Source organism: Bordetella genomosp. 9, assembly GCF_002261425.1.
Classification (GTDB): Bacteria; Pseudomonadota; Gammaproteobacteria; order Burkholderiales; family Burkholderiaceae_B; genus Bordetella_C.
This window is the reverse complement of the sequence record NZ_NEVJ01000003.1, coordinates 2,378,428-2,399,099: the sequence shown is the minus strand read 5'-3', so window position 1 is coordinate 2,399,099 and position 20,672 is coordinate 2,378,428. Positions and strand designations below refer to the sequence as shown.

Here is a 20,672-nt window from a genome sequence, read left to right as displayed (position 1 = left end):
GGAGTAGTGGTAATGAACGAGCTTTTCAAAGGATTGATCGGCGCCGAACTGACTTTGCTGGGCGTGTCCAACCAGGCGTTGCCGCAGAGCGTGGCGTCCGAACCGGCGCGCGTCCTGCCGCGCACCGAACCGCGCGGCGCGCGACCGGCGGAATCCATTCAGCAAGTTGAAAGCGCGGCCGACGGCAAGGCCGCCGTCGAGTTCACCGAAAGCCACTACCGCATCGCCGCGGGGTGATCCCCGGCGACAGGCCTTCAGCGCCGCGGTCCCACCATGATGGGACGCGGCGCGTCCGGTGCCGCCAGCTCGGCATCGGGCAGTTCGATGCGCAGGTCGCTGCGCGCCCTGCCCACGCAGGGCAGTATCCAGCCTTCTGATATTTCGTCCGCCGTCAGGCCCGGTCTTCCGTCGGGATAGGCGACTTCTCCTTCGACCAGAAAACACATGCAGGTGCGGCAGGTGCCATTGCGGCACGACGCCGGCATCCTGATGCCCGCGCGCGCCGCGGCCGCGACCACGGCTTCGTCCGCGCGGACGTCGAAGCGCCATTCCGTGGGCGCCAGCGTGACGGTGTAGGAGGCCTGAGCATCGTTCATGGGGCGATTCTAGTGGCAAGCCCCGACCGGATGGAGAGATGGACCGGCCGTTTCCGCCGCGCTACACTCCGGATTCCTGATGGTTATGAATCGCATAACTGAAATTCATGGATCTTTCGCTGCGGGATCTCTCGTATTTTCTGGCTGTCGTCGCCCATGGCCACATGGGGCGCGCGGCATCCGCCTGCGCGGTGACCCAGCCCGCCTTGTCGAAATCGCTCAAGCGGCTGGAAGACGAAACCGGCCTGGCGCTGTTCGACCGCGCGGGACGCGCCATCCGCCCGACGTCCGCGGGGCTGGCCTTCGCCGAGCACGCGCGCAAGGTGGTCAATCAATACGAAGATGCGGTGCGGCACGCGCAGGGCTTGCGCAGCGGCGGCGGCGGGCTGTTGCGGCTGGGCGCCACCGCCGCCACCATGGATACTGTCGTGATGCCCGCGCTGGAAGTGCTGCTGCCAAGGCAGCTGGAGCTGCGCGTGGACCTGACGCTCGGGCTGTCCGATGAATTGCCCGATCTGGTCGAACGCGGCGACCTGGACCTGGCCGTGGCGCCGGCCGATGGCGCGCGCGGGGGCGTGCTGCGCCAGGATGCCATGGGCCATGACCTGCTGCGCCTGGTGGCCAGCCGCCGCCATCCGCTGTTCAAGCGTCCGGCGCTGGCGCTGGCGGACCTGGCCGATCAGCGCTGGATACTGCCGAAGCGCACGTCGGTGGCGCGCCAGCGGCTGGATGCCGCCTTCGCGCGCGCGGACCAGCCGCTGCCGCGCGCCGCGCTGGAGGTCGACTTCATCTCGGCCGGCGCCCTGCAATTGGTCGCGGGGACCGACCTGCTGACCGTGGCGCCGGACGCGCTGCTGGCGGACGCCGGCACCGGCGTGGCCGCCTTGCCCGTCGACTCCGCGCTGCCGCTGAAGCGCGATATCTCGCTGTTGAGCCGGCGCCAGGCGGTCTGGTCGCCCATGATGAAAGCCTTCCGCGCGGTCCTGAGGAGCCGGCCTTGAAAAGTGCGAGCACGATCGAACGGTCCGTGGCGGACTACCTGCGCGGGATCGTCCTGGCGATCACGGCCGGCGTGTTGGGCGCGCTGGCGGCGCATGCGTTTCGCTGGAGCCTGGAGCACGCGTCGGAGCGCATGTTCGACAGCGTCGCGGATATCACCGAAGTGTTCGCCGGCTTGCCCTGGTACGCGCGCATCGCCTTGCCGACGCTGGGCGGCGCCATCGCCGCGCTTATCCTGGTCCAGGCGCAGCGGCGCGAGAAGCGCGCCGGCGTCGTGTCGGAATACCTGGAGACCATCGATGGCAAGATGGCCAGCATCCCGGTGCTGCCGTCGCTGCTGCGCTGCGTGTCGTCATTCTTTTCCATCGTGTCCGGCGGCTCCATCGGCAAGGAAGGCGCCATGGTGCAATTGTCCGCCACCGTGGGCTCGGCCTTCTGCAAGCGCGTGCTGCCCGGCCTGCGCGGCGCCGATTTCCGTTTGGCGGTGGCCATGGCCGCCACCGGCGGCCTGACCGCGGTCTACCACACGCCCCTGGCGGCGGTCATCTTCGTTGCCGAGATCGCGTTCGGTTCGCTCGAGCTGCGGCGCATCGGCTACCTGTTCACCGCCGCGGTCGCATCGGCCTGGACCACCAGCATGCTGGGGCAGTTCAACCCGCTGTATGACCTGCCGGCCTACGCTTTCGATTTCACGGCGCGCAGCGTGCTGGCGGTGGTGGCGCTGGGACTGGTCGCCGGCGCCGTCGGCTCGGCGTTTCTGTGGGGCGTGCGCTACGCGCGCAATCTGTTCGCGCGGCTGTTTGCCTCGCCGGTATGGCGCATGAGCCTGGGCGGCCTGATCGTCGGCGTCATCACGCTGGCGGCGCCCGACGTCACCGGCAACGGCTTCGCGCCCATCGAGCGGCTGCTGGACGGCCATCCCATGGCTACGCCGCTGCTGATGCTGCTGGTGTTGAAAGTGGTCGCCACCATCGCCACGGTGGGGTCGGGCGCCATCGGCGGGCTGTTCACGCCGTCGCTGATGATAGGCGCGCTGACCGGCGCGGCCTGTGCGCCGCTGGCCGCGCAGGTGTTCGGCGTGCAGGACGGCCTCGTGCTGCTGGGCGTGCTGGGCATGGCCGCCGCGCTCGCGGCCACCACGCAGGCGCCGCTGATGTCGACCCTGATGGTCTTCGAGATGACGAGCGAGCCCACCTTCGTATTCCCGCTGATGATCGCGACCGTGGCGGCCTATGCGGTTTCCATGCTGTTCCGCCTGACGGGCACCTATGAGGTCATCGCGCGGCACCGCGCGCGCGATATGCGGCGCGCGCTGCTGGCGGACGCGACGGCCGGGGGCGTGATGCGGCCCATCGGCTTGCTGGCTCCCGTGTCGGCGTCGCTCGAAGAAGCCTTGCGGATCGGCCTGGCGCAGCGCAACCGCTTCGTGTTCCTGATCGACGATGCCGGACGTTTCGCCGGCGCGGTGTGGGTCAACGACCTGATGGCGCGCGTCAACGCCGGCGAAGGCCGGGAGGCCACGCTGCCGCACATGGCGACGACTGATTTTCCGGTGGTCTATGCGGACCAGCGGCTGCTGGACGTCTGGCAGACGGTGGTGGAGTCGCCCGCCGAACGCACGCCCGTGCTGAGCGACCGCGAAGGCCGCCGGGTGGTGGGCATGCTGCAGAAAAGCGAGCTGCTGAAACAGGCCGGCAGCCTGTTCGCCTGAACGCCGTGTGTGCCTTGAGCCCTGACCGCCTGCCGCCTTGAACGGTTCTGTGCGCATCGCGCCGCAGTGGCGTGGTGATGGCGTCGCCACGCCGCGCCGCCGGACTCACGCCCGCTTGAACAGCCCCGCCGAAGCGAACAGCCGGCGGGTCCAGCCCTGCCTGACGCGCCGCACGTTGCCGGGATAATCCTGCTGCGACGCCTTGGGCAGCGGACCGAAGGCGGGTGCGCGATAGTCGTCCGGCCGGTGGCCGGCATCCAGGGCTTCCTGGAAATAGCGGTCGAACAGCGCGGCCAGGTCGGCGCGCGGGTGCGCGCGCACCGGACCGTCGTACCAGTGTTCGCCGCCTTCTGCCTGGCGGCGCGCCATCGCGTATCGATGGCTGAACTGTGTGCTCATGTCCGAGTAGTGCAGGATGCCGATCTCATCCACGGCCCGGTTTTCGCCGTCGATGCAGTTGTAGCGGGGATCGACGGCCTGGATCAATTCCGGGCGCCGCGAGAAGTACTTCTTGAGCCGGCGATGCGCCTGTGGGTCTTTCCGCATGTCGTCCAGCGCCGGCAGGTGGCGGCGCGCCCGTGCGCAGTCCCACAGCGTCACGCAGTACAGCCAGTCCGGCCGTCCCGTGGGGGCGCCGTCGTGGCTGCCGTTGTGGCTGCCGTTGTGGCGCGCGGCCATCACGGCCTTGTCGTGCAAGGGCATGGTCCAGAGTCCGGCCAGATCGTCCAGGACCAGCATGTCGGCATCCATGTACAGCGCGCGTCCCCGGTAGCCCACGCAGGCCGGCAGGCTCCAGCGCAGGGCGGAAAACGGCGTCGACCAGGTTTCCGTGCGCCAGCCGCGTCCGGCCGCGGGATCGCAGTACCAGGGGCTGGCGGAATCGCGCGTGAGCCGCATCCATTGGATGTGCACGGGCAGGGAGGCGTGCTTGCGCAGGCTGTAGTCCAGCACCATCATCTGTTCGAGGTCGCCGTTGTTGGGGTCGCAGCCGACGAAGATCTGCATGGTGTCCTGCATTTTTTGTCTCCTTGTGCCGCGCTTGCCGCGGTCTGTGCGTACTTTTCAACGCTGCCTGAACAGCAGGCCCAAGGATGGGCACATGGGTTGCTCGCCTGTGCCGGCCGGCCACGCGTCGAGGGAGATCGCCATGAAAGACTGGGTGCGCATAATCGGGGTGTCAATGTTGTTGGTGACGGGAACTTGCCTGGCTCAGGCCCAGGAGGTCGATCGCGCCGATGCGGCATTCATGGAGCAGGCGGCGCAGGCCGGCAGCTTCGAGATCGCCGCCAGCCAGCTGGCCCAGCGCAAGGCGGAGCATGACGACGTCAAACGCTACGCGCGTACGATGCTGGACGAGCATGGCGACATGGCCAGCCAGCTCAAGGCCCTGGCGGCGGCGCGCAAGTTCGCGCTGCCGGGGGCGATATCTTCCGACCAGGCGCGCGTCATGGACGCCTTGCAGGCCAAGAACGGGACGGATTTCGATCTGGCCTATGCCGACGACGTCGCCATCGCGGCCCATCAGGCAGCGGTCGCGCTTTTCGTCGACGCCGCCGAGCGTGGCAAGGATCCGGAGGTCAAGGCCTATGCCCAGCAGATGCTGCCCACGCTGAAGGCGCATTTGGACGCGGGCCTGGCGCTGCGCAAGAGCCTGGCCGCCAGCGGGAAGGCAAGCCCGGAAGAGAACTCGCCAGCCGCCCGTTCGGGCGTGCCCGGCGCGGTATCGCCCGCATCGCGCGAAGCCCCGCCCAGCTTGCTGCCGGGCGACAAGGGCGCGCCGAAGCCCTGACAGATTCCGGACGACAAAAAGCGCGCCGCTCGTGCGACGCGCTTTTTGTCTGAGTCGTGGCTGGCGCATGCCGCTAAGGCAGCTCGGCCAGCTCTTCCAGGGCGCGGATCCCATCCAACGCGGCATCAGTGGGCGTACGGAATATGAACTGGGATTGAATCAGCTGGGGCATCGTCGTCTTACCCGTGTCGACGACTTCGACTTCCCAGCGGAACCCCCCCTGCATGGTGGGCGCCAGCCATAGGGTCGCCCGCGAATTGGGGGTTTCCTTCGTCAAGATCCTCATTACATTCCGATCCCCACCGGCGTGCCGGTCACGCGATATGGGCCACCGTGGCGATTTCTTCCTTGCGCTGCTGCATCTTCTTGGCGATGGCGCGCAAATCCACGTTCAGCACGACCAGCTTGGGGAAGAGTTCGCCTTCCTCTTCTTCGATGTGGTGGCTGATGTAGTCGCCCAGCACCGAGACGCGGGCATGGAACAAGGGGTCTTCGCTGGTCATGCCCTGGATCTGGGCCACCAGATTGCGCGCCACGCCATGTTCGACCACGGCCTTGTCCAGCAGGCGGCCGAAGGCGGCGGGATTCTGCGCGCGAACGAAGGGATAGAACAATTCTTCTTCGATCTGGGCCAGGACCGTCAGGGTCATGCAGGCCTCGTGGGCAATCGACTCGCGGATTTCCGGGTCATCCGTTTTCCCGAAATCCTTGAAAAGCTTTTTGATCGTGGCGTGATCGTCCAGCATCAGGGTCAGGGCGTCGCGTTGTGCGAGAGGGATTTCCGCCTTATTCATACAGTTCTCCTGGTTCACGGGGTGCCGCAATGGCGCGGCGCGGCATCAACGCAAGCACCGTGCCCGTGTTATGCGGGAGCGCTAGCTTTTTTGCCCGGATCGGTTGTCCACGGGAGGTGCGCCGGGGGTCTGGCGGCCGGGATCGAGGATGTCGGCGGCGTCCACGCCGGGAGGAAAAGTCTTTTCTGCCGAGGAGTTAGGATCGAGCGGCCGGTTCTGCAGCGACCGGTTGGGCGGATCGGACCGCGGCCCTGTATCGGGACGTAAAACTGCGTGATCTTGTGCGTCGCCACTGTGGTCGCTATGGGCTTTTTCGTCGCCCTGTCTCTCTGTGTCGCGGTGCATCGTCATGGGAGTCTCCTGGAATTCGCCGCCTGATTGCACTTGCATGGCGCATGCCTCGTGCCCGTCCCGTGCGCGCACGCTTGGCAAGATTTGCGCACCGTGGATGAGTACGGCGTCCTCAGCGGTCGCCTGGTTGGCCAGCTGCTGGCGCAGGCGCTCGACGGCTGCGGGTATGCACCGGCGCTGGCGCAGGATCCATGGCGCGCCCGCCAGCGCGGCGGCCAGCACGCGCAGCGCATCGCCGTGCTGGCGGCACTCCCGCAGCACCGTCCAAGTCTCGGCGCAGGCCGCGCGCGCGGGCAGCCGCAACCAGGCCGTCCACAGGTTGTTGCGGCCGAGCAGCCGCCTTCTGGCGGGACGGTCCCGATGGGGAGAGGGGTGATGCCAGGTCGCGACCTGCCCCGCGTAGAGCATGTCCCAGCCCAAGGCGGCCAGGTCCAGGGCCATCAGCGCTTCTTCGCCGCCGATGAAATAGCGGGCTTCGTAGCCGCCGGCCTGCAGGTAGGCCTGGCGGCGCATGACGCACGCGCCGGCCATGAAGCCCAGCAAGCGCATGGTGCCCATGGGGCCCCGGCCCAGCGGGCTGCGGGACATGGCCTGGCAGGTGGCGTCCAGTCGGCCGCCGGGTCCGACGCGCACGGCGGCACTGATGACGCCGGCATGCGGCGCGCCGTCCAGCAGCCGCCCGGCCTCGGCCAGCGCGCCGTGCTCCCAGCAGGTGTCGTCATCGCAGAAGGCGATATAGGGGGTGGCGGCGACCGCCACGCCGAGATTGCGGCCGGCGGCGCCGAGATTGCGCGGTGCCCGCACCAGCGTCACGCGGGGGTGGGCCGCGGCGACGGCGTCCGCCGTCCCGTCGGGCGAACCATTGTCCACCACGATCACGGGGACGCCGGGGTGGCGGCGGAGCAGCCGCTCCAGGTTGCCGAGCAGTTCCTCGCGACGCTGGAAGGTCAGCACGACGATGGACAAACGGGCAGGCGAGGCGCTCATTGCCGTCGTGGCGGCGTCGCCGGGTGGCGTGGGTCAGGCTGTCCGCCAGCGTCCCCGGCGCCGACGGGACCGTCCGCGGACTCGGGCGCTTGCTTGATGGCTTCGCTCAGCAGCCAATACCGCTCCGGGTCCATGGTGTCGCCTTCGTGACGGGTGATACCCAGTTCCGGCATCTGGCTGCCGTAGGCCGACATCGCCGTCGCCTTGCGGTGCGCGTTCGTATTGGCGAAGGCCACCGGCGTGAGGCTGATACCGCGCGTATGGAACTGCACCAGCCTGGCATGAAGCAGCCCGGGCTTGGTGCGGTACAGCGCGTCCTCGTAGGCCACCCAGCGCCGCTGCGGCCGGGTGGCGAACAGGCCCAGCACGGCATCCGACACCAGCGTGTGATCGGAATGGAACAGGCCCAGGGGAAACAGCACCGTGCGCGCGCCAGCCTCATCCAGCGCGGCGTCCAGCGCGTGCGCCACTTTCCCGGCTTTGGCGGTCGCACGCGTCATGGCCCGCATGTACTGGTCGTCCAGGAAGGGCAGACGCACCGGATGGGCCTTGAGCAGATGCAGCGCCTTGTCGTCCTCCGCCAGGCGCCGCTTCATGGCGGCCGCGCCGTCGCCGAAGCCGCAGCGGCGGTCCCAGTCCGTCAGCGGCGTCGTGGCGTCCGGCACGCCGGCGAACACGGTGATGACGGTGCTGCCCGGCGCGCCCGCCAGCAGCGCGCCGCAGCCGGCTACCGCGTCGTCCAGGTGCGGCGAGATTGCCGCGATCGCGCCAGGATCATCGATGAGTCGCACCCGGGTCTCCCTCGCCGCACATCCCTATAGCGACGCGTCGGCTCGCGCTGGCGTCCGTACGATATCGGCGTTCACGAACTGGCTGAAATAGCGGATCGTGCGCCGCAGGCCTTCGTCCACCGGCACCCGCGGGGCCCACCCCAGCTCGCGGGCGGCCAGGCCGATGTCGGGGCATCGCTGGGTGGGGTCGTCCGGCGGCAGCGGCTGGAAGTCCAGCGGCACGCGGGTGCCCGCCAGGCGCTGGATGCGCTGCGCGATATCCAGAACCGTCAGCTCCTGCGGATTGCCCAGGTTGATGGGCCCGGTCACGTCGTCCGGACTTTCCATCAGGCGCTCCAGCGCGTCCACCATATCGTCCACGTAGCAGAAGGCGCGGGTCTGGCTGCCGTCGCCATAGATCGTGATGGGATGCCCTTGCAGCGCCTGCAGGATGAAATTGGAAACGATGCGGCCGTCGTTGGGCGCCATGCTCGGACCGTAGGTGTTGAAGATCCGGGCGATCTTGACCCTGACGCCGTAGACGCGCGCATAGTCGTGGAACAGGGTTTCCGCACACCGCTTGCCTTCGTCGTAGCAGGAACGCATGCCGATGGGATTGACGTGGCCCCAGTAGCTTTCGCGTTGCGGATGCACCTGCGGGTCGCCGTAGACCTCGCTGGTCGATGCCTGCAGGATGCGCGCTCCCGTCGCGCGGGCCAGCTCCAGCATGTTCATCGCGCCCAGCACGCAGGTTCGCAGCGTGTGCACCGGCTGGTTCTGGTAGTGGATGGGCGAGGCGGGACACGCGAGGTTGTAGATGCGGTCGACCTGTGCCTCGTAGGGCTCGACAACGTCGTGGGTCACCAGCGCGAAGCGCGGATTGCCGCGCAAGGGGTCGACGTGCTGCACCTGGCCGGTATAGAAATTGTCCAGGCAGATGACGGTATGTCCCTTGTCGAGCAGCCGCGCGCAAAGATGCGAGCCGATGAAGCCGGCGCCGCCGGACACGAGCACGCGCAAAGGACGAGTACGAGCCTGGATCATTGCGTATCTCCGATCAGCCTGGCGAACAAGGCAGTCCAATCCGCTACGAACCGGTCCATGCCGTAGCGCTCCAATGCCGTGTTTCTTGCTTCCGCACCCCAGTCGGCGGCCAGGCGCGGTTCGTCTATCAGGGCCTTCATGACGTCGACGAGGCGGTCCGCGTCGGTGTCGATATAGCCGTTGCGGCCGTTGACGATGACCCGCGCGAGTTCGGTGGCGGCGAAACCCACGACAGGCAAGCCGGCCATCATGGCCTCGATCAGGGCCAGGCCCAGGCTGGTATAGCGGATGGGGCTGTAGAAGAAGCGATAGCGCGATACGAAGGCGCCGACCTCCATGTTGGGGATCTCGCCCAGCCCGCCCATGGCTTGCGCATCCATGCCGATCAGGTCCAGCGGCACTTGGGCGCGCGCCTGTTCGAACAGGTCCGCGCCCATGCGGCGCCCGCGCCGGCGCAGGTGGTTGACGACGGTGATGCCGCGTGCCAGGCGGGTGGACCGCGGATCGATGCGCGGGGCCGGCACACCATGCTCGATGACCGCCGTGCGCACCGCGCCGTTGTCCCAGGCCGCGTGGTTGTAGTGGGTGACATGGACCAGGATGCCGCGCTCATGCCGGAACCCGTGCGCCGTATCGGTGGGGTGCGGCATGGGCGGATCGTGCTCGATATAGGCGCAGGGCAGGGAGAGCTGCCTGGGCGACAACAGCCGCTCGCGTTCCTCGTAGGTGGCGCGGGATTGGTAAACCACGCAATCGAAGCGCGCATCGCGTATCGCATCGGCGTCGATCTCCCGCACGCGCCCGCCCCAGGGAATCCGAGTGCCCAGCGCGCCGTAGCCGGGCGGATTGCCCGCACGGACGGGCACGACGAATTCATGCGGCACGCGCGTCAGCGCGTACAGGTAGTTGGCGTGCACGTGCCATGTCAGGATACGCAGCGGGCGCGGCGAGGTCGGGCTATGCGGCATGGCTGGTCCTTCCTTCCGGCAGGCTGAGCTTCGCTTCCACGGCGCGCATGACGGCGTCGACGGAGACGTTCAAGGCGCAGACGTGGCCGATGGGGCAGGTCTCGTAGGCGCAGGGGCGGCATGGCGGATGGTCGGCCAGGACGGTGTGGCGCATCCTGTCCAGCGGCGCCCACCGCCGCGTATCGCTGCCGCAGGCCACGATGACGCTGGGCGTGCCCACCGCCGCCGCGACGTGCGATACGCCGGTGTCGTTGCACACCAGCAGCGGCACGCGCGCCAGCAGGGCCGCCATCGCGCCCAGCGACGTGCGGGCCGTCAGGTCGATGGCGCCGGGCCCGACGGCGGCCAGGACTTCCGCTGCCAGCGCGCGCTCATCGGCGCTGCCCGTCACGGCGATTCGCCATCCCTGGCCCGCCAGCCGCGCGGCGAGGGCGCCGTAGCGTGCCGCCGGCCAGCGGCGCGATCGCAGGCGCGCGCCAGGATGGATCAGGACGGTCGTCGCCGGGTCGAAATCGGCCTCCGCAATGATGCGGCCGGCCTCGGCATGGTCTTCCGCGGTCAAGGGCATTTCCAGCGCATTGCCGTGCACGGGGACGCCCAGGTGCCGCATCAGCGCCGTATAGCGCAGCGGTTCGGGCAGGCCGTCCGGCCAGGCCATGAGCCGGCCCGGGCGCGCCATGCCGCCATGCGGTACGAAGCCGGCATGGGTCCGCGCGCCCAGCGCGCCGACGATGGGCTGCGACATCGTGCCGCTGCCGTGCATCTGCAGCGCCAGGTCGAACCCGCGCGCCCGCGCCTGGCGATAAAAGGCCGGCAGGGCCTCCGGCCGGGCAGCCTGCTCCGGAAATTCCGGAATACCGGGGAAGGGCAGCAGCTCGTCCAGGTAGCGCTGGAAGCGTTGCACGAATGGCCCGGCATTTTCCAGTCCGACCAGCGTGACGTGGGCGTCCGGACAGTGTTGCCGCAAGGCGCGCAGAGCCGGAATGGCGCACAACATATCGCCCAGCTGCAAGGCGCGGAAGATCGCGATGCGGCGCGGACGCGGGTGCCAGAGATCCTCCGTCATGGAAAGCCCGCCTTGTAGCGCAGCGATCCGACGAGGCGCCAGAAGATGGATACCGGCGGGATCGCCGCGGACGTCATGACGATCTCCGCGATGTGGTCCGGCGTGCGCCGCGTGCCGCGCAGGCGGCGCAGGCTGAACCATGCGGTCAGCGCAAGCCAGGCCACCAGCGCGGCCGAGCCCGCCGCGTACCAGCCCGCGGCCAGCGCGGCGACGGTCAGTATCAGCATGGCCGTCACCGCCAGATAGAACCACGGCGGATGCGGCCGGATATGCTCGCGGTACAGGCGCGGATGCTTCTTGTAGAGCAGCGTGTCGAACACGATCTTGCGCTGCATGCCTATGCCCGCGCCGAATGCGCCGGGACGGATAGGGTGCACCACGATGGCGTGCGGCGCGCGTTCGACGCGCAGGCCGTGTTCCATCAGCGAAAAATGCAGATCGGAATCTTCCCGCCACGCCAGCTCGAAGCGCGGATCGAAGCCGCCCACGCGCGCCAGGGCATCGCGCCGCAGAAAGACATTGGCCGTCGCGAACTCGGCGTCCTGCAGGCGGCTGGCGTCGAGTTCGTAGTCGGTGGGATGGGGCGGCAGCGGCATGACGATGCGGCCAGAGAGCGCGTCCACGCCGGGCGCGAACGCGGCCAGCCCGGCGGCCAGCCAGGCCGGGTCGGGCACCGTATCATCGTCGGTGAATGCGATCAGCGCCGCCCGCGCGCGGCGCCACCCGGCGTTGCGAGCCCCCGCCGGCCCCTGCGTACTCGTGACCGGGACATAGCGCAGCGTCGGACCGCCGGCTACGGGCGTCATCTTGCATACCACCTGGTAGGCGGCGTCGCTGGGGCCGTCGTCGCAGACGATGATCTCGTAATCGTTCGGTTTCAGCGTCTGGCGCAGCAGGGCGCCCAGGCAGCGTTCGAGCAGATCGGGGCGGCGGTAGGTCGGAACCACCACCGAAATCCGCGGTCGGGATTCTGCATTCATGGGTTCATCCTGATCGTTCATCCGGTCGTCCCGCGGGCGTGGCGCCGCCGGGCGGTGCTCCGTGCCGCTCAAAGCGGCTTCTCCACGAGATAGCTGCCGATGACCAGGGCGTCCAGCGGCGACGTCCAGAACGATTCCAGCGCGTCGCGCGGGGTGCAGACCACCGGCAGGCCCCGCGTATTGAACGACGTGTTCACCAGCACGGGCACGCCGGTGCGGCGTTCGAAGGCGGCCAGCAGGTCGTAGTACAGCGCGTGCTGGTCACGCCGCACCGTCTGCACGCGGGCGGTGCCGTCGATGTGCTTGACCGCCGGTATCTGCCGTTCGCGATGCGGCAGCACGTCATAGACGAACAGCATGAACGGCGCGCAGATGCCCGGGTTGCCGCGCGCATCGAACCATGCATGGGCGCGTTCTTCCATGACGACCGGCGCGACCGGCCGGAAATCCTCGCGATCCTTCAAGCCGTTCAGCCTGGCCTGCATGGCGCTGTCGCGCGGCGAAGCCAGGATGGAGCGCGCGCCCAGCGCGCGCGGACCGAACTCCATACGGCCCTGGAACCAGCCCAGAATCTTTTCCTGCGCCAGCAGTTCCGCCGCCTGCTCCGCCACATCGTCCAGCCGGCGGTATGCCAGGTGCGAGCGATCCAGCAGGCGCTCGATCTCTTCGTCTCCATACTCGGGGCCCAGGTAGGCATGCTGCATGGCCCAGCGCCGTCCCGGCGCCTCGCGGCGCTCGTAGTCCACCCATAGCGCGGCCCCCAGCGATGTGCCGGCGTCGCCCGCGGCAGGTTGGACCCATACCGACTTGAACGGGCCGTCCGCCGCGATGCGCGCGTTCATCACGCAGTTCAATGCCACGCCGCCGGCCATGCTCAGGTGTTGCGCGCCGGTTTGCGCCTGCAGCCACGTCGCCATATGCAGGGCGGTTTCTTCCAGCACCTGCTGCAGCGAGCGCGCGATATCCATATGGCGTTGATCGAATGGCGTTCCGCGCTTGCGCGCCGGGCCGAACTGGCTGACCAGGTTGATCGGCTCGATGGTGTAGCCGCCTTCCTTGTCCAGGCGGACGATCTTGCGGAACAGGTCCACATAGTCGGGCTTGCCGTAGGAAGCCAGCGCCATCACCTTGTATTCGTCGGAAGATCGCAGAAAGCCCAGGTAGTCGGTGACGTCCTCGTAGAGCAGGCCCAGCGAGTGCGGCAGGTCGATCTGCCTGAGACGCCGGTAGCGGCCCTTCGTGAAGTGGCCGAAGCTGGTAGTGGCGCGTTCGCCGCGGCCGTCCATGGTCAGCACCGCGCATTCTTCACAAGGCGCCGCCAGAAAGGCGCTGGCCTCATGCGACAGATGATGCTCGACGTACTGCCAGCGGCCGAGCAACTGGTCCAGCGTCAGCCCTTCGAAGCGCTGGCGCAGGTGATGCGGCGCGCCGCCTATCAGTTGCCGCGGGGCGTTCACGACATAGGACAGGAACAACGGGTCCCACGGGGATGGTCCGTCCGCTCCACGCGCCTGCCGCGAGGGCTCCAGCGGCAGCGTGATGGTCTCGGGCAGGGAACGGCCGCCGGCCAGCAGCGACGGGTCGAAGGAATAGGCGACGTGATCCACGTCGGACAGCGTGATTCCCGCATGGGCCAGGCAGTAGTCGATGGCGTGATAGGGCAGTTGCCAGGCGGTGAAAGGCACGGGCCGCTTGCCGTGTTTGATGCGGGTGTAGCGTTCTTCCTCCGCGGCCGCCAGCACCTCGCCGTCGCGTACGAGCGTGGCGGAACAGTCGTGAAAGGCGGCGTTGATGCCCAATGTGTACATGACGTTTTCCTCTGCTTGGCCTTCGCGTGTCGCTTTCGCGTTGTCTCAGGCGGCCTTGATCATGATGGGCGGGCGGTTGCCCGCACGGCTTTCCAATAGTTCGAACGCCGCCTGCGCCACCTGTGACGGCGCGACGGCGCTGAGGCAGGCGTGATGCCCCAGCGGACACGCGCTGCGATAGCAGTACTTGCACGGGACGTCCCGATACAGCAGGCGATGCGGCACTTCCCAAGGGGTGTGCTGGGGATTGGTCAAGGCATAGAGATCGACGATGGGCGTGCCCAGTGCGGCGGCGATGTGCACCGGACCGCTGTTGTTCGAAATCAGCAGCCCGGCGCGGGCGATCAGTGCGCCGAATTCGCCCAAGGTCAGCGTGCCCGCCAGGTTCACCAGCCGGCGCGGGTCGCAGCTGCGGGCCATGACTTCATCCACCAGCGTTTTCTCATCGGGCGACCCGGTCAGGATGACGCATTCACCGGCGCCGGCGACCATGTCGATGGCCTGCGCGAACAGGGCGGCCGGGTAGCGGCGCGATTCCGCGGTCGCGCCGCAATGGGCCAGTACAAACTCCGGTGGCAGCGATATCCCGTGCGCCCGCAACACTGTGTCCAGTCCGGCCTGGTCGGCATCCTCGACGCTGAAGGAAAGATGCGGATCGGACGCCCGCGCGCCGATGGTCGCCACCAGGTCCAGCTGACGCTGCACTTCATGACGCGGCGCGGGCAGGGGCTCGATCTCCCGGGCCCAGTCGCTGATCAGGTGATAGGGGTTTTCGCGGCTGTAGGCCAGCACGCGGGGGATGCCGGCGGCATGGCACAGGAGCGCGGCGGGCAAGGCGCTCTGGCTGTATACGGTGAAGATGACCGCGGCGTCGAAGCGGCGTTCGCGCAGCTGTTGCATCGTTGCGTGGAAGCGCTCCGGCGGGCTGGCCGCGTTCTTCATCCAGGCTGCCTCGTAGACGATCACGTCGTCGACGTCGCGCACATGCGGCGCGACCGCCGCGCCCGAGCGCGACGCCAGCAGGGTGAGGCGCCGGTCCGCCCGCGCCGCCTTCAGGGCGCGCAGGGCGGGTGTGGTCATCAGCACGTCGCCCATATTGTCCAAGCGGACGCAGAGCAGATTGCGCGCCTCGCGCCATCCTTCCGGCGGATCACATGGGCTCATGCCGTCTCCTTTCCGCGCAATGGCGCGCAGCGCATCTTGCGCGAAATCAGCCGCGCCGCCATGTAAAGGTCGGGTGCCGTATCGTCCGGCATGCGCCAGCGTCCCCGTACCCATTCGGTCTCATGCCCATTGTCCAGCAGCAGGGTGCGGCAGCCCGCGCGGGCGCCGGCTTCGACATCGTTGAGGATATCGCCCACGAACCACGAGGCGCGCAGATCGATGCCATGGTCGGCGGCCGCCCGCCGCAGGAGCCCTGGCATGGGCTTGCGGCAGATGCAGGACACGGCGTAGGCGGCCTGCGTGCCGTCCGGATGGTGCGGACAGTAATAGAAGTCGGCCAGCTGCGCGCCCCGGGTGCGGAACATGGCTTCCAGGCGGCGGCGAACCGGATGCAGCGCCGCCTCGTCGAAGCGGCCCATGGCCACGCCGGCCTGGTTGCTGATGACGATCAACGGATGGCCCAGCTGGGCCAGCAGGGCGATGCCTTCGCGCGCGCCGGGCGCCCATACCATGCGCGCCGGATCGGCGTTGTAGGGGACGTCGGCCAGCAAGGTGCCGTCCTTGTCGAGGAATATGGCGGGCTTCATGGCCATGAGCTCTCGCGCATGGGAAGCACCATCACTTCGGGGACCACGGTTTCCGCCGGCTGGGTCAGCACGAAACGCACGGCGCGCGCGACATTGGCCGGATCCTGCAGCGTGCCGGCGTCGATGTCGGGAAAGCGATCCAGCAGGAACGGCGTGCGCATGCCGCCGGCTATCACGGCGGAAACCTTGATGCCCCTGGGTCGAAGTTCGGCATGTAGAGCATGGGACAAGCCCATCAGGCCGTACTTGGTGGCGTGGTACACGGACGCGTTGGGCCAGGCGCGGCGGGCCGCGGTCGAGGCAATGTTGACGATGTGGCCACCCTTGCCCAGATGGCCCACGCCGTATTTGCAGATCATGAACGGTCCGGTCAGGTTGGTGCGCACCACCCGCTCCCAATCTGCCACGTCCAGCGCCTCCAACGGCGCCGTGACGTCGATGCCTGCGTTGTTGATCAGGATATCCAGTCCGCCGTAGCGCTGCGCGGCCACGCGCAGCCCATCTCGCACCTGCTGTTCGTTGCCCACGTCCAGACGCAAGGCCAGCGCCTGCTCGCCCGGCAACGAACGGGCGACGCGTTCGGCGGCATCGACGTCGTGGTCAGCGACCACGATTCTGGCGCCGTCGCTGGCGAGCAGCTCGCAGATGGCCTTGCCCAGGCCGCTGCCGCCACCGGTAACGATGGCGACGCGGCCCGCCACGGTCGATGTATCGGTATCAGGCATTCGGCTGCTCCTCATGCAATGGCGCGGGCCGCGGCATCGGCAGGCGCGGGGGCGGCGTCGGGCACGGTGGCCGGCGCCATGATCTCTTCGAAGACGTCCATCAGCTGGCGGCTGACGCGTCCCCAGGTGAAGTGTTTGCGCGCGCGTTGCAATCCGGCTTCGCCCATGCGGTGGCGCAGCAGGCTGTCGCGCGCCAGCATGGCCAGGCGATCGGCAAGCGCATCGGGTTCCTTGGGCGGTACCAGCCAGCCGGTCTCGCCGTCGCGCACGGAAAAACGTATACCCCCGGTATCGGAGCCCACCACCGGCCGGGCGCAGGCCATGGCTTCCAGCGGCGTGATGCCGAAGGGCTCGTACCAGGGCGTGGTGACGAAGACATCGCTGGCGCAGTAATAGGCGCGCAGTTGCAACCGGTCCCGGCGGCCGGTGAATTCCACGTGCTGAAGCACGCCTTCCTCGCGGGCGACGGCGCGCAGGCGCGCCAGTTCCGGCGTCGCGCTTTCCGACGGCGTGGCGCTATTGCCGCCGACGACGCACAGCCTGGCATCGATGCCGTGCCGGTGGCGCAGGCGGCCAAGGGCGCGGATCACGTTGTCCACGCCCTTGCGGGGCACCATGCGGCCCAGCTGCAGCAGCGTGAACCGGTTGTCATTCCATCCGAGTTCGGCGCGCGCGCGGGTGCGATCCATGGGCAGCATTTCGGCGGGGTCGTAACCGCAGGGCACGATGGACAGGCGGCGCGAATCGGCGCCGTACAGCTCCACCATGTCCTGCTCGTCCTGCGGGCATTCCGCGATGATGCGGTCGGCGCGCGCGATGATGTCGTCTTCGATATCGAAGCGGCACTCGGGGAACATATCGGCGTCTTTCTGGAACTTGCGGCGCACGCGGCCCAGCGCATGGAAGGTCACCGCGACAGGAATGCCGCATGCCCGCGCTGCCGGCAGCGCGGCCAGGGCGGACATGAAGAAGTTCGCATGCACGATGTCGTAGCGTCGCCGCTGCGCGGCGAAATGACGCATGAGGAACTCTCCGAACTGATCCATGCAGGGCAGCAGCTGTTCCTTGGGAATCTCGCGCGCCGGTCCGGCGGGGACATGGATGACGCGGACGTTGTCTTCCCACGTCACCTCGGCGGGAAGGCGCCGGCTGTCTGCGCGCGTGAACACATCCACCTGGTGGCCCATCCGCGCGAAGTGCCTGGCGATCTGCGCAACGTAGATATTCTGTCCGCCGCTGTCGACGCTGCCGGCAAGCGCCAGCGGCGATGCGTGTTCACTCACGATGGCGATTCTTCGCATGGTTCTCTCCTACCGATCGACTCGTTTGCCGCTCATCCGAGAACCAGCTGCGTTTCACACATGATGGCGCGTTGTGCGATGGCCAGACTCATCCTCTGCTCGGTAGCGTGGAGGGTGCAAGCTGCATGCCGTTGTGCCGTGCCTCACGTAACGGTTCAACCGTAACGGTTCAAGCTTGAGTCGTCCCGCGTGGAGACCGCACAGCACCGATTACAAGCGATGGAACTTCTCGCTCATGAGCTTCGCGGTTATATTGACGACGGCGTCGACGTCGACCGGTCTGGGGGTATGCGTCTGGTAGCCCGCCATCAATGCGCGCAGGCGGCCTTCGGATGCGGAATGGCCGGATATGGCGATGGCGGGGATGCGGTTGGCCAGGCCCACGCCGCGCGCGGCCTCGAGCTGGCGCACCGCGGCGACCATTGCATAGCCATCCATGTCGTCGAGCGTGACGTCGCACACCAGCGCATCGGGCCAGTCGCTTTCAGCCGTGCCGCGCAGTACGTCCAGCAGCGCGCCTCCCGTCTTGAAGTAGCGCACGTCCGCGCCCGCGCGCCGCAGGGCCGCGCCGACGCGCGCGCGCTCCTCTTCGCTATCGTCGACCAGGAACACCCGTGCGCCTTGTAACGACGCCTGCCGCAGCGGGCCGACGAAAGGCAGCGCGGGCGCGTTGGGCGCACGCAGCGGCATTTCCAGCCAATAGGTGCGGCCCGGCCCGGTGGACGAGGTGTCGCTGCCGAAGCGTCCGCCGAATTTCTCGATGTCCCCGCGTGCGTGCGTGGCGTCCAGCGGCGGCCGGTCGGCGAGCACCGCGTTCATCTGATCGGACACATCCAGCGCGGCGGCATCGGCCGGCGGCAGGCGGCCGTCGGTCACCGCGAGGCGCGCGGCGTCCTGCGCGCGGCGCAGGCTCAGTTCGATACGCCCGCCCGCCGGCGTGGCTGCGATGGCGTTCAGGCACATGTCCCAGATGACCTGCTGCAGCACGCCGGGGTCGCCGGTGACGCGCGCGCTCTCCATGCTCAGCTCGGTGTACAGGATGACGCCCTTCTCATCGATGACTTGCCGTATGGCGTCCAGGACGCCCGCCACCAGCGCCGCCAGGTTGACGGGCTGCGCGGCTTGTCTCGATCCGGCCTTCTCCAGTTCCGTCTGCTGGCGCTGCAGGGTCCACATCTGCGCGTAGATGCCTTTCGCCGCCAGCAGTTCGGCATGCTTGCCGCGCTCGACGACGCGGCCATGCTCCAGCACCACGATTTCGTCGGCGTCGACCACCGTGGACAGGCGGTGCGCAATGATCAGGGTGGTGCGGCCGTGCGAAATACGGTCCAGCTCCGCCTGGATGGCGCGCTCGGTGCGCGTGTCCAGCGCCGATGTCGCCTCGTCGAACAACATGATCGGTGGATTCTTGAGGATCGCGCGCGCGATGGCGATACGCTGCCGTTCGCCCCCGGACAGCTTGACGCCACGCTCGCCCACCACGGTGTCGTACTGCGCCGGCAGGCTTTGCACGAAGTCGTGCAGGCGGGCTCCCTTGGCGGCCTCGATGATGTCGGTCAGCGACGCGCCTGGCCTGCCATAGCCGATGTTGTACGCGATGGTGTCGTTGAACAGCATGGTGTCCTGCGGGACGATGCCCAGGTGCCGGCGCAGGCTGCCTGGATCGACGCCGCGCACGTCCACGCCGTCGACGGTGACGTGGCCGGAGTCCGCCTCGTAGAAGCGGAACAGCAGACGTCCCAGCGTCGATTTTCCGGAGCCGCTGCCGCCGACCACGGCCAGCGTGCCGCCGGCGGGGATGTGCAGGCTGACGTCCCACAGGATCTGCCTGCCCGGCTCGTAGCTGAAGTTCACATTCTCGAACCGCACGTCGCCGCGTCCGGGATGAAAAGGGCGCGCGGGCGTCGCCGGATCGCTTTCGGGGGGCAGCCGCAATAGCCCGCAGACCTGCTCCGCGTTGATCATCGCCTCTTTGGTCTGGCGGAACACCAGCCCCAGGGTGTTGAGCGGCAGGCAGATCTGGATGATGTAGGCGTTGACGAGCACCAGGTCGCCGACGGTCATCGCGCGATCGGTGACCTGCACGCCCGCCAGCAGCATGACGGCGCCCACGCCCAGTGCGATGACCGCGCTTTGCGAGATGTGCAGCGTCGACAGCGCGCGCTGGTTGTCGATCCCCACCGCGCGCCATCGATCCAGCAGATCGCGCAGCCGCCGGGATTCGCCCGCCTCGTTGGTGTATACCTTCACCGACTCGTAGTTGAGCAGGCTGTCCACCATGCGGCCGCCCGCGGCGGAATCCAGTTCATTGATCATGCGCTGGTAATAGATACGCCGCTTCGTCAGCACATAGGTGACGACGGCGTAGAGCACGAAGGTCGCGGCGACGATGACGGCGAAGGCCAGATCGTAGGCGCCGACCAGGATCCCGACGACGGAGCCTATCTCCACCAGTGTCGGCAGCAGCGTGAAGAGCGCCGTCCCCATCAGGAAGCCGATGCCGTTCGTCCCGCGTTCGACGTCGCGCGCCAGCGTGCCGGTCTGGCGATTGGCGTGGAAGCGGGCGCCCAGCCGGTGCAGGTGGTCGAAGATGCGCAGGTTGAATTCGGCCACCGTTGCCTGCGCTACCGGCGAAAACACGATGTCGCGCAACTCGGTGAACAGGCCGCCCGCGAAGCGCAGCAACGTATAGCCGATGAGCAGGAACACCGGCAGCGCCAGTACCGCATCGGGTCTGCTCAACTGGTCGACCACCATCTTGAGCGCCACGGGTACGGCCACGGCGAAGCCCTTTGCCAGGACGAGCAGTACCAACGCCGCGCCGGCCCGGCGGCGGTATTTCCATAATGAGCGTCCCAGGGTGCGCAGTACCTCCGCGCGTGCGTAGCGCGATGCGTCGTCTGCCATGCCTGCTCCCAAAGGATGAGTTGCCCTGTGCGCGCCGTGGCGGCAAGGCCTGTGCCGGGCGGCTGCGGCGCCGGGCATCACCCGGACTAGTTCGTTCGGCTGGCTGCGCGGCGCGTTCCTCCGCC

General features: G+C 68.2%; 20 protein-coding genes. 4 read left to right on the top strand and 16 right to left on the bottom strand.

All coding sequences use genetic code 11. From position 1 onward, the window contains the following. The first annotated feature begins 12 nt into the window (after positions 1 to 12). A complete protein-coding gene (locus CAL26_RS21960; RefSeq protein ID WP_094848831.1) occupies positions 13 to 237 on the top strand; it encodes a hypothetical protein in 225 nt (74 codons plus the stop codon). 17 nt (positions 238 to 254) lie between these two features. On the opposite strand, the gene CAL26_RS21955 is transcribed toward CAL26_RS21960, so the two are convergent. After that, complete coding sequence (locus CAL26_RS21955; RefSeq protein ID WP_094848830.1) at positions 255 to 596, bottom strand: 2Fe-2S iron-sulfur cluster-binding protein; 342 nt, start codon at positions 594 to 596, stop codon at positions 255 to 257. A gap of 107 nt (positions 597 to 703) precedes the next feature. Here CAL26_RS21955 and CAL26_RS21950 point away from each other — a divergent pair, with 107 nt between their 5' ends. After that, the gene (locus CAL26_RS21950; RefSeq protein WP_094848829.1) at positions 704 to 1,597 is read left to right on the top strand and encodes a LysR family transcriptional regulator; all 894 of its coding nucleotides are present in this window, start codon (positions 704 to 706) and stop codon (positions 1,595 to 1,597) included. Further along, positions 1,594 to 3,306 (top strand): chloride channel protein, encoded by a 1,713-nt coding sequence (locus CAL26_RS21945; protein WP_094848828.1) that lies wholly within the window; start codon positions 1,594 to 1,596, stop codon positions 3,304 to 3,306. The genes CAL26_RS21950 and CAL26_RS21945 overlap by 4 nt, the downstream gene beginning before the upstream one ends. Positions 3,307 to 3,411: 105 nt before the next feature. Here the strand turns inward: CAL26_RS21945 and CAL26_RS21940 are convergent, their stop codons facing one another. Then, positions 3,412 to 4,323 (bottom strand): glycosyl transferase, encoded by a 912-nt coding sequence (locus tag CAL26_RS21940; RefSeq protein WP_094848827.1) that lies wholly within the window; start codon positions 4,321 to 4,323, stop codon positions 3,412 to 3,414. 163 nt (positions 4,324 to 4,486) lie between these two features. Between CAL26_RS21940 and CAL26_RS21935 the strand changes: the two genes are divergently transcribed. Further along, positions 4,487 to 5,095 (top strand): DUF4142 domain-containing protein, encoded by a 609-nt coding sequence (locus CAL26_RS21935; RefSeq protein ID WP_256988666.1) that lies wholly within the window; start codon positions 4,487 to 4,489, stop codon positions 5,093 to 5,095. Between the two features lie 73 nt (positions 5,096 to 5,168). Here the strand turns inward: CAL26_RS21935 and CAL26_RS21930 are convergent, their stop codons facing one another. From CAL26_RS21930 to CAL26_RS21865, 14 genes are all read right to left on the bottom strand, one after another. Beyond that, on the bottom strand, positions 5,169 to 5,381 hold the full coding sequence (locus tag CAL26_RS21930) for a hypothetical protein (protein WP_094848826.1): 213 nt from the start codon (positions 5,379 to 5,381) through the stop codon (positions 5,169 to 5,171). A 28-nt stretch (positions 5,382 to 5,409) separates the two neighbouring features. Next, positions 5,410 to 5,889 (bottom strand): hemerythrin domain-containing protein, encoded by a 480-nt coding sequence (locus CAL26_RS21925; RefSeq protein ID WP_094848825.1) that lies wholly within the window; start codon positions 5,887 to 5,889, stop codon positions 5,410 to 5,412. Between the two features lie 81 nt (positions 5,890 to 5,970). Next, a complete protein-coding gene (locus tag CAL26_RS21920) occupies positions 5,971 to 7,206 on the bottom strand; it encodes a glycosyltransferase family 2 protein (RefSeq protein ID WP_256988559.1) in 1,236 nt (411 codons plus the stop codon). Between the two features lie 17 nt (positions 7,207 to 7,223). Beyond that, entirely contained in the window at positions 7,224 to 8,018 is a 795-nt protein-coding gene (locus tag CAL26_RS21915; RefSeq protein ID WP_094848823.1) for a PIG-L family deacetylase, read from the bottom strand. 24 nt (positions 8,019 to 8,042) lie between these two features. Continuing rightward, positions 8,043 to 9,041: a UDP-glucuronic acid decarboxylase family protein gene (locus tag CAL26_RS21910; RefSeq protein ID WP_094848822.1), complete on the bottom strand. Its 999-nt coding sequence runs from the start codon at positions 9,039 to 9,041 to the stop codon at positions 8,043 to 8,045. Next, a complete protein-coding gene (locus CAL26_RS21905; RefSeq protein WP_094848821.1) occupies positions 9,038 to 10,009 on the bottom strand; it encodes a glycosyltransferase in 972 nt (323 codons plus the stop codon). Before CAL26_RS21905 ends, CAL26_RS21910 begins: the two co-directional genes overlap by 4 nt. Continuing rightward, positions 9,999 to 11,075, bottom strand: a complete 1,077-nt coding sequence (locus CAL26_RS21900) for a glycosyltransferase family 9 protein (RefSeq protein WP_094848820.1) — start codon at positions 11,073 to 11,075, stop codon at positions 9,999 to 10,001. Before CAL26_RS21900 ends, CAL26_RS21905 begins: the two co-directional genes overlap by 11 nt. Next, the gene (locus CAL26_RS21895; protein WP_094850015.1) at positions 11,072 to 12,055 is read right to left on the bottom strand and encodes a glycosyltransferase family 2 protein; all 984 of its coding nucleotides are present in this window, start codon (positions 12,053 to 12,055) and stop codon (positions 11,072 to 11,074) included. The genes CAL26_RS21900 and CAL26_RS21895 overlap by 4 nt, the downstream gene beginning before the upstream one ends. A gap of 68 nt (positions 12,056 to 12,123) precedes the next feature. Further along, entirely contained in the window at positions 12,124 to 13,863 is a 1,740-nt protein-coding gene (locus tag CAL26_RS21890; RefSeq protein WP_094848819.1) for a carbamoyltransferase family protein, read from the bottom strand. 45 nt (positions 13,864 to 13,908) lie between these two features. Continuing rightward, positions 13,909 to 15,027, bottom strand: coding sequence for a glycosyltransferase family 9 protein (locus tag CAL26_RS21885; protein WP_094848818.1), 1,119 nt, complete (start codon positions 15,025 to 15,027; stop codon positions 13,909 to 13,911). Then, positions 15,024 to 15,620 (bottom strand): D-glycero-alpha-D-manno-heptose-1,7-bisphosphate 7-phosphatase, encoded by a 597-nt coding sequence (locus tag CAL26_RS21880; RefSeq protein ID WP_094848817.1) that lies wholly within the window; start codon positions 15,618 to 15,620, stop codon positions 15,024 to 15,026. Before CAL26_RS21880 ends, CAL26_RS21885 begins: the two co-directional genes overlap by 4 nt. Continuing rightward, positions 15,611 to 16,339 carry an SDR family oxidoreductase gene (locus CAL26_RS21875; RefSeq protein WP_094848816.1) on the bottom strand — a complete coding sequence of 243 codons (729 nt, stop codon included), beginning with the start codon at positions 16,337 to 16,339 and terminating at the stop codon, positions 15,611 to 15,613. The genes CAL26_RS21880 and CAL26_RS21875 overlap by 10 nt, the downstream gene beginning before the upstream one ends. Before the next feature lie 11 nt (positions 16,340 to 16,350). Further along, positions 16,351 to 17,640, bottom strand: coding sequence for a glycosyltransferase (locus CAL26_RS21870; protein WP_094848815.1), 1,290 nt, complete (start codon positions 17,638 to 17,640; stop codon positions 16,351 to 16,353). A gap of 210 nt (positions 17,641 to 17,850) precedes the next feature. Further along, complete coding sequence (locus CAL26_RS21865; protein ID WP_094848814.1) at positions 17,851 to 20,547, bottom strand: ABC transporter transmembrane domain-containing protein; 2,697 nt, start codon at positions 20,545 to 20,547, stop codon at positions 17,851 to 17,853. Between the last annotated feature and the right edge of the window lie 125 nt (positions 20,548 to 20,672).